The organism is Staphylococcus kloosii (assembly GCF_032139365.1).
Taxonomy (GTDB): Bacteria; Bacillota; Bacilli; order Staphylococcales; family Staphylococcaceae; genus Staphylococcus; species Staphylococcus kloosii_A.
The window spans coordinates 82,247-99,023 of sequence record NZ_JAVTDB010000035.1; the positions used below are offsets into that span (position 1 = coordinate 82,247).

General features: G+C 34.9%; 14 protein-coding genes and 1 riboswitch. Of the genes, 9 read left to right on the forward strand and 5 right to left on the reverse strand.

All coding sequences use genetic code 11. The annotated features are described in order from the left end of the window. The first annotated feature begins 22 nt into the window (after positions 1-22). Entirely contained in the window at positions 23-1,372 is a 1,350-nt protein-coding gene (locus tag RPL90_RS03875) for an MFS transporter (RefSeq protein WP_313545731.1), read from the forward strand. Positions 1,373-1,442: 70 nt separating this feature from the next. Here RPL90_RS03875 and RPL90_RS03880 read toward each other — a convergent pair whose 3' ends face one another. Beyond that, entirely contained in the window at positions 1,443-1,637 is a 195-nt protein-coding gene (locus RPL90_RS03880; protein WP_313545733.1) for a hypothetical protein, read from the reverse strand. Positions 1,638-1,706: 69 nt separating this feature from the next. Continuing rightward, positions 1,707-1,810, reverse strand: a riboswitch (SAM riboswitch). Positions 1,811-1,974: 164 nt separating this feature from the next. Between RPL90_RS03880 and RPL90_RS03885 the strand changes: the two genes are divergently transcribed. Then, positions 1,975-2,508 (forward strand): GrpB family protein, encoded by a 534-nt coding sequence (locus RPL90_RS03885; protein WP_313545735.1) that lies wholly within the window; start codon positions 1,975-1,977, stop codon positions 2,506-2,508. A 69-nt stretch (positions 2,509-2,577) separates the two neighbouring features. Continuing rightward, the gene (gene mdh, locus RPL90_RS03890; protein ID WP_313545737.1) at positions 2,578-3,513 is read left to right on the forward strand and encodes a malate dehydrogenase; all 936 of its coding nucleotides are present in this window, start codon (positions 2,578-2,580) and stop codon (positions 3,511-3,513) included. 195 nt (positions 3,514-3,708) lie between these two features. Here mdh and RPL90_RS03895 read toward each other — a convergent pair whose 3' ends face one another. After that, on the reverse strand, positions 3,709-4,062 hold the full coding sequence (locus tag RPL90_RS03895; protein ID WP_313545739.1) for a helix-turn-helix domain-containing protein: 354 nt from the start codon (positions 4,060-4,062) through the stop codon (positions 3,709-3,711). A gap of 176 nt (positions 4,063-4,238) precedes the next feature. After that, positions 4,239-5,636, reverse strand: coding sequence for an MFS transporter (locus tag RPL90_RS03900; protein WP_313545741.1), 1,398 nt, complete (start codon positions 5,634-5,636; stop codon positions 4,239-4,241). Between the two features lie 165 nt (positions 5,637-5,801). Between RPL90_RS03900 and RPL90_RS03905 the strand changes: the two genes are divergently transcribed. Next, entirely contained in the window at positions 5,802-6,548 is a 747-nt protein-coding gene (locus tag RPL90_RS03905; protein WP_313545742.1) for a glycerophosphoryl diester phosphodiesterase, read from the forward strand. A 49-nt stretch (positions 6,549-6,597) separates the two neighbouring features. Here RPL90_RS03905 and RPL90_RS03910 read toward each other — a convergent pair whose 3' ends face one another. Next, positions 6,598-7,422: an AraC family transcriptional regulator gene (locus RPL90_RS03910; protein WP_313545744.1), complete on the reverse strand. Its 825-nt coding sequence runs from the start codon at positions 7,420-7,422 to the stop codon at positions 6,598-6,600. Positions 7,423-7,612: 190 nt separating this feature from the next. On the opposite strand from RPL90_RS03910, the gene melB reads away from it, so the two are divergent. Continuing rightward, entirely contained in the window at positions 7,613-9,001 is a 1,389-nt protein-coding gene (gene melB / locus RPL90_RS03915) for a melibiose:sodium transporter MelB (RefSeq protein ID WP_313545746.1), read from the forward strand. A gap of 11 nt (positions 9,002-9,012) precedes the next feature. Then, the gene (locus tag RPL90_RS03920) at positions 9,013-11,997 is read left to right on the forward strand and encodes a glycoside hydrolase family 2 TIM barrel-domain containing protein (RefSeq protein WP_313545748.1); all 2,985 of its coding nucleotides are present in this window, start codon (positions 9,013-9,015) and stop codon (positions 11,995-11,997) included. Positions 11,998-12,309: 312 nt separating this feature from the next. Here RPL90_RS03920 and proC read toward each other — a convergent pair whose 3' ends face one another. Beyond that, complete coding sequence (proC, locus tag RPL90_RS03925; protein ID WP_313545749.1) at positions 12,310-13,083, reverse strand: pyrroline-5-carboxylate reductase; 774 nt, start codon at positions 13,081-13,083, stop codon at positions 12,310-12,312. Positions 13,084-13,291: 208 nt separating this feature from the next. Here proC and RPL90_RS03930 point away from each other — a divergent pair, with 208 nt between their 5' ends. The 3 genes from RPL90_RS03930 to RPL90_RS03940 all read left to right on the forward strand — a co-directional run bounded on the left by RPL90_RS03930 (position 13,292) and on the right by RPL90_RS03940 (position 16,564). Continuing rightward, positions 13,292-14,032 carry a class I SAM-dependent methyltransferase gene (locus RPL90_RS03930; protein ID WP_313545750.1) on the forward strand — a complete coding sequence of 247 codons (741 nt, stop codon included), beginning with the start codon at positions 13,292-13,294 and terminating at the stop codon, positions 14,030-14,032. A gap of 235 nt (positions 14,033-14,267) precedes the next feature. Then, positions 14,268-15,638 (forward strand): CitMHS family transporter, encoded by a 1,371-nt coding sequence (locus tag RPL90_RS03935; RefSeq protein WP_313545752.1) that lies wholly within the window; start codon positions 14,268-14,270, stop codon positions 15,636-15,638. Positions 15,639-15,895: 257 nt separating this feature from the next. After that, positions 15,896-16,564: an MgtC/SapB family protein gene (locus RPL90_RS03940; protein WP_313545754.1), complete on the forward strand. Its 669-nt coding sequence runs from the start codon at positions 15,896-15,898 to the stop codon at positions 16,562-16,564. The last annotated feature ends 213 nt before the right edge of the window (positions 16,565-16,777 follow it).

Genomic DNA, 16,777 nt, shown 5'->3' on the forward strand with positions numbered 1-16,777 from the left:
ATATTTTGGGAGGCAAGATTTAATGGAAAAGACAAAAGCGATGGAAGATGTTCCGTTTTGTAGATTTCACATGAAAATATTTGCATATTGTAGTGGTAGTTCATTCGTAGATGGCTATGCGCTCGGTATCATTGCTATAGCACTCTCGATAATGCAAAAAGATATTAATATGTCCGTAACTACTGTAGGTCTTCTAGGAATGGGGACGTTACTTGGTATGGTTTTCGGAGGTTTAGTCGGTGGTTATTTTACCGACCTTATAGGTAGAAAGAAAATGTTTATCATCGACATGTTGCTACTCGGTGTATTTACGATATCTCAGTTTTTCGTGACGGATCCAACACAATTAGTCATCTTAAGAATATTAATCGGTGTCACGTTAGGTATGGATTATCCTATCGCAGGTTCACTAATGAGTGAGTTCGCACCGAAGAAAAATCGTGGTGCATTGTTAGGTGGTATCAATGCATTATGGTTTATCGGTTACGCCGTATCATTTATTGTTGGATATTTACTTATTCCAATTGGCAATGAAACGAGTTGGAGATGGATGCTAGCGAGTGGTGCAGTACCTGTAGTCGTATTACTATTTGCACGTTTAAATATGCCAGAATCACCACATTGGTTATTAAAGCATGGCAAAAAACAAAAAGCCGAAGACATCGTACAAAGTGTGTTTGGCGATCATGTCCAAGTTAGTCAAAATGAACATTCAGAACAAAAGCCTAATTTATTAGATATTTTTAGAAATGGTTACGGTAAAAGAACGCTATTTATTTCAATATTTTGGTCAGTACAAGTTATGACAACTTTTGCAATAGGTACATATATACCTGAAATACTGTCTGAATTTAGTTTGAAAGGCGGTTCGCAAGAATATTTAGGTTCTGCAATTATTAACTTATTTTATTTAATCGGAGCCTTCCCAGCATTATATTTTGTAGAAAAAATTGGCAGAAGAGCAACTTTATTATGGCCATTTTTAATCACGACTATCGCGCTATTCGTATTAGGCGTAGTATCAGGCAATAATCCGCCATTTTGGATAATACTATTACTCTTTGTTACTTACGGTATCTTTAATACTGGTATGAGTAGTCACCAATGGATTTATCCTTATGAACTATATCCGACACACTTTAGAGGTACAGGTGGTGGATTTACAACTACCGTCAGCCGTATCGCTTCAGCGATCAGTACATTCTTCTTCCCGGTTATATTGTCTAACTATGGATTAAGTACAACGATGTATATTTCATCAGGATTACTATTTATCGGCTTTGTCGTTTCAATCTTTATGGCACCAGAAACCAAAAATAAAGGTCTCGATGATGCCAGCTCAGCAACAGTAATTAAACCCGAAATAAATTAAATTATGAGTTCAATTCGCATTTTCAATAAGCATAAATAGCAAAAAAGCAGTCACTAAGACTGCTTTTTTGCTATTTATGCTTATCTTCTAATTGTATAATGTCTTCCTTTTGATTGTTTAAATCGACGTTACTTAGTAACTTATCGATAATTTTTCTTTTGGTTTCCTGAATATGCATGTTTTTACTAATACTGCTTGGCATATTCATTGGCTTGTATGCTTCCCATTCTTCTAATTCTGAAAATAATTCGCGACATGTTGTCATAATATGACCACCTTTTTTATTTTTTGCAAATAAAATAGCCCTTCTAGATCAGAAGAGCTTCCACACATCTTCTCATCTTTCAGTTATACATAACTGTTGGATTTAGCACATCGCCAAAAGGCTGTTGCCGGAGCTTCACAGGGCCAAGTCCCTCCACTCACTCTTAATAAGAGAACTATTTTATTTATCTACATAATAGCATATTTTTATGTAAAGTACCATTTTACATATCTTTAACAATAAATATGTGAACTAATAAATACAATGACAGGGTAAAATACTAATAAATCAGTTAATAGCGTAATGATATATAACTCATTATTTAGGAGGTTGTTATATGCAAGTCGAGGTCATAACGCATAATCCACGCTGGAAAAATGAATTTGAACAGGAAGCACAAAAGATAAAAGCGATATATGATGATTTGTTATTGGAAATACATCATATCGGCAGTACGTCCGTAGTAGGTTTAAAAGCGAAACCTGTCATCGATATTATGCCCATTGTGAGTGATATTAATGAAGTTGATAAATTCGATGAGCAGATGGAAGCACTTGGTTATAAGCCACTTGGAGAAAATGGTATATCGGGCAGACGATTCTTTAGAAAAAATAATAAAGAAGCGAGTAAAAGAACACACCATGTACATATTTTCGATCAAAGTAATCAAAATGATATTATCCGACATCTAGCTTTTAAAGCATATTTAATTGCCCACCCAGAAATAGCAAACCAATATGGTAATTTAAAATCAAGACTAGCCGCAACATACCCGAACGACATTGAGTCATACATGGCTGGCAAAAATGACTTCATTAAAAACACAGAAAAACTAGCAGTGGCGTGGTATAAAGGTAAGTCTAATGATTAAGCTTTATCATAATGAAAATGTTTTTCATGTGCTACAATGGATGTGAAGTTACCAAGGGAGGCGACGCAAATGTCTAAAAAGAAAGTATCAATTATAGGGGGCGGCAATACAGGTGCAACACTCGCATTTATTGTGGCACAGCAAGAACTAGCAGATGTAGTGTTAATTGATAGACCTCAAAGTGAAAAACCGGCTCAAGGTAAAGCGTTAGATATATTAGAAAGTAGTCCTATTTTTGGTTTTGATGTAAGTATTAATGCTGCGTCAGATTACGCAGCTACCAAAGATTCGGATGTCGTAGTTATTACAGCTGGTGTGGCGAGAAAGCCTAACATGAGTAGGGATGATCTGGTACAAACGAACGAACAAATCATGAAAGATGTTACGGAACAAATTGTAAAATATTCTCCTGAATGTAAAATCATTGTCTTAACAAATCCTGTCGATGCAATGACTTATACAGTATATAAAACTTCAGGCTTTCCGAAAGCACGCGTTATCGGTCAATCTGGTGTATTAGATACGGCACGTTATCAAACATTCATTGCTCAAGAACTAAATGTTTCCGTCAAAGACGTGAAAGGCCTTGTCTTGGGTGGACATGGCGATACGATGGTGCCACTCGTTCATTCTACTAATGTTAACGGTGTAGCGGTAAGAGAGCTCTTAGCAAGCGATGTATTAGATAAGATTGTAGAACGCACTAAACAAGGTGGGGCAGAAATTGTTAACTTATTAGGGAACGGTTCGGCATATTATGCGCCAGCCGCAGCACTTTACAGTATGATAGAAGCAATTATTAAAGACCAACAGCGTTTATTACCAACGATTACACTGTTAGAAGGTGAATATGGTTATAACGATATATATTTAGGCGTTCCAACGATATTAGGTGCGAACGGCATTGAAAAAATTGTGGAATTAGAGCTGGATGAATTTGAAAAAGAACAATTACAAGCTTCAGCAAAATCAGTAAAAAATGTTAAAAATGCACTGAAATTTTAGAACATAAAGAAGAGTCTGGGACATCATATTGTTTCCAGACTCTATTTTTATATTAGTAAGTAGCTGACTGACTTGAAATTAAGCTTGTATCAAGCTTTTTTCGACGCTAGTCATCCTTACCGAGGCGGAACTACAAAATCTTTTTAAACAATTAAGATTTCTGTCCCGCTCCCTTTTTATGTTGATAAGTCGATCTTATTGGAAAAGTTTAACGATTTGGGCGAAGATACCGTAAAAGAAACCGCCAAGAGGAAAGATTAGCCACCAATATCCCGCAAAAAAGTCTCCCATAGTTCGTCCTCTTCTATCATGTTTGTTTAAGTTGCCGTCTAAAATTTGTTGTTTGAATTCGCTATCTCCTTTAACTAAATGGTCCAACGTAATATCAAATAAATCACTCATAGCAACGAGGATATCTAGTGAAGGATAGTTCGTTCCGCTTTCCCATTTTGAAATGCTCTGTCTTGAAACATGTAATTTTTCGGCTAGCTCTTCCTGTGACCAATGATTTAATTCGCGATGCTTTTTAATAATTTTAGCCAATTCCATAAGATCACTCCCTTTGGTTTAAACATACCCGTTTTCCACCTTAAAGTCACGATAGTATGAGTTGAAGTGCCGCAACCAGAAGTTGCAATGTACATTTTTAGACTAACAGGTAGTCTAACCTTTTGAAAATAAACAAAAAACACAGTGACCGTAAAGCCACTGTGCAGTTATCGTTATTAAACTTTTTCGATATATTGATCTTCGTACTCTAAGTCTTTACCGACCGGTTCCCACTTAATAAGTTTAGTAATGATTAAACCTAAGATAGGGAAGATAGCAATGATGAGCATCGTCTTATTTAAACCAAAACTTGCTAAAATAATTGGAAAGACGAACGTACCAAACATACTACCGAAACGACTGATTGATTCTACAAAACCTGTCCCTTTACCACGTAAAATTGTTGGATATGATAAAGCAGCGATAGCTTTCCCTTGTGTACCTGGTCCACCTGAATGTCCGAAGAGGAATAGTGCAACCATAAAGGCAATGAGCCAAGTATACGTCTGACCATAAAAGAGTCCAATTATAATCATCGTAAAGGCAACAATGCTGAAGCCTGTAATCGTTAGTCTACGTGCACCAAACTTAGTCGTTAATAACGCACCAGTTAGACCACCAATTATACCAGCTACGTTAATTAAAGCCGTACCTGAAAGTGATTCAAGTTTGTTATTTCCAATAACGTAAGCAGCGATTAATGGGATATATAAACCAATCGCGTAGTATTGCATCCCTTGTAACGTAGCAATTGAAGTAGCAAGTATCGTTCTTTTACGATATCGTTTATCGAACAATGTACGCAGTGGGTGTTTGACCTCTGTACGTTTAAATTCTTCATTTTCGCCTTCATAAGGTTCAATGTTAACGCTAATATTATAGTTTTTTTCTAACTCACGGCTAGCTTGGACTAGCGTTTTGTTTTTCATAGACCATGTAGGACTTTCACTTAAATAAAATAGGCGCAGTATTAAAATAATTGTCGCAAAGACAGCACCTAAACCTACTGTGTAACGCCATAATAGTGTACCAGTCCCTAGAGCGTAAAATAGCATAACAAGAAGTGCAGATGATACGACGGCTATGTACCATACCACTTGCCAATAGTTAACGTTACGGCCTTTATCTTTTTGGTTGCTAATTTCGGCTACGAAAGTAAACGCGACTGGGCTATCCATACCAATAGCAAAGCCCATTAACAATCTAAAACAGAGTAAAATAGCAGGTGTAGGTGATAAAGCGGCACCCAATGAACCGATAATAAGTGAAATTAATGATACAGATAAAATAAGCTTACGCCCTAACTTATCTGCAAAGAATCCTCCGATCGCTGCCCCAAAGAATGCCCCGAATGGCATTGCCGTCATGACGAAAGATAAATAGCTTGGCGACAGTTTAAATTCCGAAGTTAATTGATCAGTTGCAGTACCTAAAATTGTTAAATCGTAAGCATCTAAAAAGATGGTCCCCAGTACGATGATTAATAACAAAGCGGTACGTTTTGCGTTTTTTTGCCCATTTACATAATCGATAATATCTTGCTTCGTATGTATCGTGATAGCTTGTGTAGACATAAGCGTTCCTCCCCAAAATTAAAACGTATGTACTTCTGAATGGAAACAATAAAACATTCATGTGATAATACAATTGTGTTGATTCAGAGAAGCAATGATGAAAATATACTCTGAGCATAGCATAATTATGTGTGAAAAAACATGACTTAATTAAGGAGTGAAATTATGTTTACTGTCTATGGACATAGAGGCTTGCCAAGTCAGGCTCCAGAGAACACCATAGCATCATTTAAATCTGCTTCAAAAGCAGAAGGCATAAATTGGATTGAATTAGACGTTACGATTACTGATGATGAACAATTAGTTATTATTCATGATGATTACTTAGATCGTACGACGAACATGACAGGTGAAGTAACAAGCTATAATTATAGCGATATAAAATCAGCATCAGCTGGCGCATGGTATGGCACCGAATTTAAAGACGAACAGCTACCCACGTTTGATGATATAATTGATTTTGCCAATGACTATAATATGAATTTAAATGTAGAATTAAAAGGCGTCACAGGACCCAAAGGTACTGAATTATCCAAAAGTATGGTTCAACAAGTAAGCGATAAATTAGCTAATTTAAAACATGACCAACAAATATTGATTTCTAGTTTTAATGTAATGCTAGTAAAATTAGCCGAAAAACTAATGCCACAATTCAAACGTGCAGTCATATTTAAAGCGGCAGCTTTTGAAGAAGATTGGCGTACAATATTAGACTTCTGTAATTCAAAAACAGTAAACATCGAAGATAAATCACTCACACAAGCAAAAGTTAAAGCAATTAAAGAAGCAGGATACGAGCTCAACGTATGGACCGTCAACAAAGTAATGCGTGCCAATCAATTAGCCAATTGGGGCGTAGACGGCGTTTTCACCGACAACGCAGACAAATTGAGCCATTTACAAGAAGTATAAGAGCTAAGAAAAAGACCTACATTATAATGTAGGTCTTTTTTATATGCCATCACACAAAATTTTTATGATATTGGGTAGCACTAATACCAAAATGCTTGGTGAAGTTTTTGGAAAAGAGTAATGGGTCGCTGTAACCAACTTTTGAAGCGACTTCATTGATTCGTAAATTTTGATTTTTTAATAATTCTGAGGCGTGATACATTCGTATATAAGTTAAGTATGCTTTGGGTGAACAATTTAAATTTTGTTTGAATAATTTATAAAGATAACTACGTGTAACGTTGATTTCATTCGCAACTTTAGCAATTGATATATTGGTGTGGTAATGAGCATTTATAAATTGTACTGCATTTTGTATATCTTCATTGATTATATTTATATTGGACTGGAATGCTTTAGGAAAGCGCTCTTGCAGTTTAAACACTAAGCTATATAAATATTGCATCATTAATATATCATTAGAATTAGAAGGTTCAATCGTTTCGGAAAGTTTGCATATTTCTTTAATAATTAAGCAAATATCTTCAGTGTATCCACCTATGACGACATGATTATCAACGATGGTGCTACGTGATAAATAACTTAAAATTTGTTCGCCACTCATACCTACCCAGTAGTAAGTCCATGGGTTGTCAAACGAAGGCACATATTCTACATACTTATCCTTCTCAAGTAAAAACATATCGCCTTGTCGTAAATGAAATAATTTGCCGTCACATTTAAAAGTACCTTCGCCTTTAGTGACGATATGTAAAATAGCATCTTTATCCACAGTATATTTATAGCCTGCATTAGGCACACCGACCTCTATACCACATTCAACTAAATTAGCATCGATATGTAGTTTTTTAAATTTCTTCCAAAGTAGTTGCATCTTCCACCTCTTATAAAATTATGATTTACACAATATTTATAGTTTTATTGATAAGTAATTTCTATTGTTAGGAAACATTTAACCATGTTTTATCACCATAATTCTATTCTAACCCTCAAAAGCGTCTGATACAATTTTAAAAAACAGAATATGAAAGCGTTTAACATTACCTTTGGAGGAGTGTATAGAATTGAATAGACATTTAACTGGTATGCAAAAATTTTCATTTGGCTTTGGTGCCATAGGCAAAGATGCCATTTTCAATATAGTTGGTGTATTTCTTATGTTTTATATCACCGACATTGTTGGATTATCTCCAGCGTTTGTGGGGGTCTTACTTTTTGTAGCAAGAATATGGGACGCCATCAATGATCCGATTATGGGAATGATTGTTGATAATACACGCAATAGATTTGGTAAATTTAAAACTTGGTTGGTTATTGGAACGATTGTTAACTCGGTTATAACAGTTTTATTATTTACAAATTTTGATTTTTCACATCCTTGGAATTATGTGTATATAGCTATTATTTATATTGCGTGGGGTATGACTTATACGATGATGGATATTCCTTATTGGTCATGGTTGCCTAATTTAACGCATAATCCTCGAGAACGTGAAGAAGTATCGGTAATTCCTAGATTCTTTGCTAGTTTAGCGGCATTCGTTGTTGGTACTTTTGGTTTGTTTTTCATACATAAATTTGGAGAAGTTTTTGGCAATGGTAGCAACACAGTAGGTATTTTTGTCTTTGCAATTATATGTAGTTTAACGTTCATTATAACAATTGGCGTAACTGTATTTAAGGTTCCAGAAGATAAAGAAATGGAACAACAAATAGGAATAAAGGTTAATTTTAAAGATATTACCCGAATATTGTTTAAAAATAAAGAACTTCTAGCCATTATGGGAGTGTTACTAACCTTTAATATGTGTCTGCAAATAATTAATGGGTCTATCATATATTATTTTAAATATGTAGTTAATGTGGAACATTTATTTTCAGTATTTAATGCAATGATTGTCTGCGAAATGTTGGGCTTATTACTATTACCTAGATTTATAAAGCTAGTAGGAAGAACGAAATCGTTCAATACATCTATTTCATTAATCCTCATTGGTCTAATTATTATCCTTATTGCAGGATTTGTAGCACCGACAAGTACATTTTTCGTTATCTTGGGTGCAGGCTTATTGCGTATAGGCTCTGGCTTTATGATTGGTATTACGACTGTATCGCTTGCAGATGTTATTGATTATGGAGAAGTGAAATTTGGTCAACGTAATGAAAGTATTATTACGTCAACGAATACATTTTTAACAAAAGCATCACAAGCTGTAGCAGCTTTAATCGTAGGGGTTGGACTATCAATATTTGGTTTCACGCCTAATGAAACGCAATCTACGGTTACCGTAAATGGTATACGTGTACTGATTATCGTGGCACCTGCAATTTTCGTCTGTCTAACTGCGATACTTTACCATAAGGCATTTAATTTGAAAGGCGATTTCTTAAAAGATATAGAACAAACGTTGCAATATAAACGTCAGAGAGAACATAGAGAACGAATTAAATAAGGAGATGAACAATGATGTTAAAACAAATATTTCATGAAAATTTAGATATCCAAAATGTGAACACGCTGCCTAGACGTGCATTTTATATACCGTACAAACCACAAGAAGCAGCATACGACTTTACGACAAGATATAATACGAGCAATGTAACTGTTATGAATGGTGATTGGCACTTTGAATACTTTGATTCTTTTGATAGTTGTGTAGCTGATTTAAACAAGGAGAAAAAGCAACACCTCACTGTACCCGCAGTATGGAATTTACATGGATATGACCAGCTACAATATTTAAATACACAATATCCAATACCATTTGATCCACCTTATGTGCCACACAATAATCCTTGTGGTAGTTATGAAAGAAACTTTGTGTTGGAAAATTATAATCAACAAAGCGATTACCATTTGAATTTTGAAGGCGTAGCGAGTGCCTTTTATGTTTGGATTAATGATGAATTTGTTGGTTATAGTCAAATATCACATTCGATATCTGAATTTGATATTACAGATTTTGTCTCTGCAGGTTTGAATAATATAAAAGTTATCGTTGTAAAATATTCAGATGGTACGTATTTTGAAGACCAAGACATGTTTCGTCATTCAGGTATTTTTAGAGATGTCTATGTTGTAAAGCGTGCAACATCACGGGTAGATGACTTTAATATTACGCCGCATCTAGTCGATGATGCGCTTGCATATATAAATGTACAATTAACACGTAAAGCACAGTTAAACGAAGCCGAGGTACAGTTATATAATCCACAAGGAGATTTAATAGCAAAACAAAGCATTGAACAGCACTATCGTTTTGATATTAATAACCCTCAATTGTGGTCTGCGGAACAACCGAATTTATATACTGTATTAATCGTGACGCAGGAAGAAGCGATTACACAAAAGGTTGGTATAAGAGAAGTTGAAATAAAAAACAACCAACTTTATGTTAATGGCGCGTCAATTAAGTTAAGAGGTGCGAATTACCATGATAATACGCCAGATACGGGCTACGTTATGGACGAAGCGCAATTTATGCAGGATTTAAAATTAATGAAACAAGGTAATTTTAATGCTATTCGTACTGCGCATTATCCGAAATCTCCTTTATTTTATGAGCTTACAGATTATTATGGTTTTTATGTGATGAGTGAAGCGGATTTAGAAACACATGGTGTCGTAAGATTTTATGGGGAAGATGATCAAGATAATTTCAACTTAATCATGGATGATCCACAATACCAAGCTGCCGTTATAGAACGTATTGAAGCTTCAATTATTCCGTTAAAAAATTACAATTCTATTATTTCGTGGTCAATGGGTAACGAATCAGGATTTGGTATTAACATGGTAGAAGGCTTGAAAAGTGCAAAGGCATTAGATGAAACAAGGCCACTACATTATGAAGGTACTTTATACAGAGATAAGGCCAAAAATTATGATGTATCAAACGTAGATATGATTAGTCGTATGTATCCTTCACCTAAAGAAATAGAACAACACTATTTAACAAATAGTAAGTTAGATAAGCCGTTTATTTTATGTGAATATGCGCATGCAATGGGCAATTCACCTGGTGATTTACATGAATATCAAGAATTAGTAGAACGCTATGATAGCTTTATTGGTGGTTTCGTTTGGGAATGGTGTGATCATGCGATAACGGTTGGCATACAAAATGGTGAACCTGTCTTTAGATATGGTGGAGATTTTGGAGAAAGGCTACATGATGGCAATTTCTGTGTCGATGGTATTGTCATGCCAAATCGTGAACTACACGATAGTTATTATGATTTCAAATATGAACATAGACCTATTAAATTGATTCAGCAAGAGGGGGATAAAATTTCATTCAGAAATCAGTTGGATTTTACTCATATCGAAGACATAATTACCATTACAGGCTATGCGACTTATTTAAATGAAGATGTTAAAGTGTTTACGGTTAACGTCCATGAATTTAAGCCTAAAACAATTAAAGATATCGATATAAGTAGTTATATACCTACTGAAAATTTAAGCGCCGTTATGTTTAAATATAACTTGAACGTAGAGGAAGGATTAAGAAATAAAGGATTTGAATTAGGTTATGATCAAGTTGTTTATGAGAGAAAAACATATGATGTTAGCCATTCATACAGTCATCAACTTTCATATAATGAAGTGGGTAATATCATAAATGTTAAATGTGGGTCTTTAGTTTATGCATTTAATAAAAACACGAGTAATTTAGAAAGTGTTATACACAATGATGTAATTGTACTCAATGCATCTACTAAGATTAATATTTGGCGAGCGCCTACTGATAATGATGTGAACATTAAAGCGCAGTGGAAATATGCAGGTTATAAAGATGCATTTACTATCGCTAAAGATTATGAAATCGTTGAAAAAAGCGATAGGCTTAACCTAATATTTAAAACAGTCGTGATAGATGATGTGGTGCCACCAATTTTAAAAGGGAACGTAATTTGGTCGGTTTATAAAGATGGCAAAGTAAATGTCAGTTTTGACCTTGAACGAAACGTGAAAGCACCGTATTTACCACGTTTTGGCTTAGCGTTTGTGTTAACCAATGCCTATGAACAAGTAGATTATTATGGTTATGGTCCATATAATAACTATCAAGATAAAGGTGTAGCAGCGTATTTGGATTACTTTAATACGACAGTTGAGAAAAATGGAGCAAATCATATTAAACCACAAGAAACTGGCAGTCATATGGGAACAAGCTTTGTGCAATTAGCTAACCAACAGTTTTCAATTATTGCTAAGAGTGATACGCCATTTAGTTTTAATACAACACATTATTCGTTACAACAACTGACGCATACTGCGCATAAAGATGAGTTGCAGGATGAAGGTAACACTTATTTATATATTGATTATCTACAGAGTGGTATTGGTTCTAATAGTTGTGGACCAGAATTGAATTCAGCTTATCAGTTAGATTCAAGTAAAATCAGTTTCAACTTTGATTTATATTTCCTGAAAAATAAATAATTAAATAGAGCCTGGGACATAAAATTGTCTTCAGGCTCTATTTTTAATTCAGTGATTTTGCCGCGCATGCTTGCCTTGATTTAGGATAGTATGCCTCGAGCCTGTAGTCTCTCACTCATACGCTTCCCCAAGTGGTCAGCACGATGCAAAATCGTTACAAAGATAATGTTATTTTTATATTTATAGTATGTGATTTTATGACTGAATTGAAAATGCGCTTGTACCAAGCTGCTTTCAACGCTAGTCGTCCTTGCTGGGGGCGGGACTACAAATTCTTCTTATAACAATAAGATTTTTGTCCCGTTCTATTAATTATCTTCTGCCAACAGCGTTTATAGCATCGATGAGGGCGTATCTAAAGTTGTTTTTTTCTAATGCGTTAGTAGCTTTGATAGTACTTCCTCCGGGAGAGGTTACTTGGTCTTTGAGCGCGCCAGGGTGTTGTCCTGTTTCTTGAGCCAATTGTGCGGCGCCAATTATCATTTCTAATATCACTTCATAAGAAAGATTTCTGTCCATACCATTGAGTACGGCACCGTCAGATAAAGCTTCCACAAAGACATCGACAATGGCAGGTCCACATCCAGACATTGTACTAAAAATATCTAATTCGCTTTCTTTAACTTCTACTAACTTACCTAAACAGCTAAATACCTCCTTAATCATTGTATTGTTTTGAGGGCGTTGATTATGTGCGTATCCAATTAAACCTTTGTTTATTTCGACGACGACATTCGGTAACAAGCTGATGATAGGTTGTTGTTTAGAAAATACACGTTCCATATCAGCAATAGATAATGAGGGTATTATTGAAACGATCATCGTTTCTTCATTCGCTACGCTACTTAAGTTGTCGAGAACTTCTCTAACTGCACTTTCATTTACGACTAAAAGTATCATGTCACAGTGTGCCAAATCATCATAACGGTGAACGAGTGATGCGCCTACTTCTGATGACAATTTTTTAGCTTTATCACTGTTACCTGATTTAATATAAACATTTTGCATATTTAAGTTATCCGACTTATAAAATCCTTTTACTAAAGCACTTCCCATATGGCCTGCACCAATAACACCTAATTGCATCTTTAGCACCCCTTTGAAAATATTTACATCATAACATCATATATTTAAGTTAATATTCCCTTGAACATGGCGTGGAAAACCAAAGCGTTACAACATCAAATATTGAGTGTTTGAAAGCAAGTTACTTAACCAAAATATTTAAATGTAGGATAATGAAATCGCTATGAATATAACGCTAATGAAAATGAAGTAGCGAAAGGAGTTAATTATGAAACATCAAGGTAGAAATGATTTTACATTAAGACTGTTCGAAGCGGCTCATATTCGTGAAGGTATGCGTGTACTTGAGGTAGGTTGTGCGACAGGTGAGGTGACCCAATTACTATCAGAAATAGTAGGTGCGGCAGGTGAGGTAGTTGGCGTAGATGTGAATGAACAATTGCTAGAACTGGCAAAAACGAATAATAACGCCGACAATATTGAATATATAAATAGTGATGTGTATCAATTGCCTGATGATTTGAGTCAATTTGACGCAATTGTTGGCAGAAGAATTTTGATGTATCTACCAGAAGCGAAAGCATGTTTACAAAATTTAAAACGATTTCTAAAGCCTGGTGGCATTTTATGTTTCCAAGAAAGTGATGCGATTAATGGAGGTACCGGTGCGAGCCAATTGCCATTACATCAACAAGCCATTCAACGTGTGTGGGATACGGTAGAAGCTGAAGGCGGCGATATTCATATCGGTCAAAAATTATATATGATGTACCTTAATATTGGCATACCTCAACCCCAAGTTATCGCCGAAGCTTTAATCCAAACATCTAACGATAATGATTTACAATGGTTAACTGACATGATGGAAACGAGAATGAAAGACCATGAAATTATAGACAATGACTTTTCTATTGAGCGATTTAAGGCGAATATGTCTCATGAAGCAGAAGAAGTACAGGCAGCGTTTATACGCGATATGGCGTTCGGTGTATGGGGCAGAAAAGAGTAACAACACAAATAATTTTAAAATGACTGACACTTCTATATTTTTAGTTTAGAAGTGTTTTTATATGCAAAAATTAAATTAACTAATTAAGATATATTAATTGTATATTATAAGCATAACTTATTGTTTAGTATTTAATATAAAAATATATAATATACTTATAGTTTTATATTATTTTCTCTGTTACAATGAGTGAATACTTTATTGTAAGCGCTTTAATAAACAGAGGGGGATGTTTATGCAACACGATAGTATATGGCTTACTATAGTCGGCCTAATTATCATTATTTCAATAGTAGGGTTACTCATTGCTAAACGTATAAGTCCTGTCGTAGGTATGATTTTAATACCTAGTGCTGGAGCACTCATATTGGGACATGGCATTGGGGATCTAGTTAAATATTTCAATAGTGGTTTAGATCAAGTTATGAGCGTAGTCATTATGTTTATTTTTGCCATTATATTCTTTGGCTTATTGACTGATGCGGGTTTATTTAAACCGTTAGTAAAACGGCTTATATTGATTACTAGAGGTAATGTTATTATCGTCTGTATTATGACGGCACTGATTGGGACAATTATTCAACTTGATGGTGCGGGTGCAACAACATTTTTACTTTCAATTCCAGCTTTATTACCATTATATAAAGCACTTAACATGAATAAGTACTTACTTATTTTGCTATTAGGGTTAAGTGCGTCAGTAATGAACATGGTGCCTTGGGGTGGCCCGATGGCCCGTACGGCATCAGTACTCCATGCCAAAAGTGTGAATGAATTATGGTATGGCGTCATACCGGTTCAAATTGTTGGTATTTTTCTTGTGTTAATCTTTGCCGTGTATTTAGGGTTTAGAGAAAAAAGAAGAATTAATCGTGCCGTGGCAAAAGGTGAATTAGAAGATACACAACATGTCGATGTACATAAATTAGTAGAAGTATACGAACGCGATCAAGAAGTTAAATTCCCAGTGCGTGGTATGGCAGTGAAACATCCATGGATAAACTGGATTAACGTTATTTTAACTTTAGCTATTATCGTTATTATGTTATTAAATATCGCACCTCCAGAATTTGCATTTATGATTGGTGTAGCTATTGCTTTAATCGTTAACTTCCCAGATGTCGATGAACAAATGAATCGACTTAAGGCACACGCACCTAATGCGCTAATGATGGCAGCAGTAATCATTGCTGCGGGTATGTTCCTAGGTGTCCTAAACGAAACTGGCATGTTAAAAGCAATCGCGTTAACTTTAATTCATATTATACCTAACGCAGTTGGACCATACTTGCACGTAATCGTAGGTATCTTCGGCGTACCATTAGACTTATTAACAAGTACAGATGCTTATTATTTTGCTGTATTACCTATTGTAGAACAAACCGCAGGCCAATTCGGTGTACCATCAGTATCAACGGCTTATGCTATGCTTATCGGTAATATTATCGGTACTTTCGTCAGCCCATTCTCACCAGCATTATGGTTAGCTATTGGTTTAGCAGAAGCGAACATGGGAACATATATTAAATATGCATTCTTCTGGATATGGGGCTTCGCAATCGTTATGTTACTCATTGCTTTATTAATGGGTGTTGTAACTGTTTAAGTCAATGATTAGGAAAACTTTATAATACACAAAAGCTGATACAGCATATCAACATATGCTGTATCAGTTTTTTATGAGTAAGCAATAAAAAAACAGGTAAAGCAATATAGTATTTTAAATTGCAAGCAATATACATGCTGCTATATTGAATACACAAATAGTGATATAATATTAAGCAAAGATTTTCGGGATAAGTTATACGTTCAGCGGTTTTATATGAATGATTTTATAGTTCTAGATTTGAAAGAAGGGGTAAAATGTTATTACAATTAGAACTATTTTTTAGAATATTTTTAGCTGTTTTGTGTGCGACATTCATTGGTTATGAGCGTGCGCAGCGACTTAAAGCTGCGGGTATTAGAACACATATTTTGGTAGCGGCTGCGTCTGCACTCTTTATTATTATTTCAAAATACGGCTTTTATGATATATTGCAGTATCATAATATGCATTTAGATCCGTCACGTGTAGCAGCTCAAGTAGTTAGCGGTATTAGCTTTATCGGTGCTGGTACAATACTTATTAAAGGGAAAAGTATTAATGGTCTAACTACTGCTGCTGGTCTGTGGATTACTTCAGGTGTAGGAATGGCACTAGGTGCTGGCTTGTATTTTATAGGTATATTATCTACGATATTAATCGTAATCGTTCAATTCTTTTTAAGAAGCGATTTTTCTTATTTAAAAATTGTGAAGAAAGAAACAATTCGAATCAGCATACAAGCAAAATATACAGATTATATCAAACAAGAAATCTACGCATATTTAGAAAAACATAATATCGAAAATATCTCTTTTAATATTCATAAACTTAATGGCGGCACAGTCTATTTTGAAATTACAGGAAGAGTAAAATCAACAGAATATCGTCGCAATGCAATATTAGAAGATATTTATAGCCTAGATAGCGTTCATACAGTAACTTAAATATGTAACAACACCCTTACTTCTATTGGAGTGAGGGTGTTGTGAGTTAAATACAAAAAGGAGCATGGCAAAAATTTTATTGTTATAAGAAGATTTTGTAGTCCCGCCCCGGCAAAGATGACTAGCGTTGAAAGCAGCTTGATACAAGCACATTTTCAATTCAGTCATAAAATCACTAACTATCAATATAAAAAATAAGTTTAGCTTTATAAC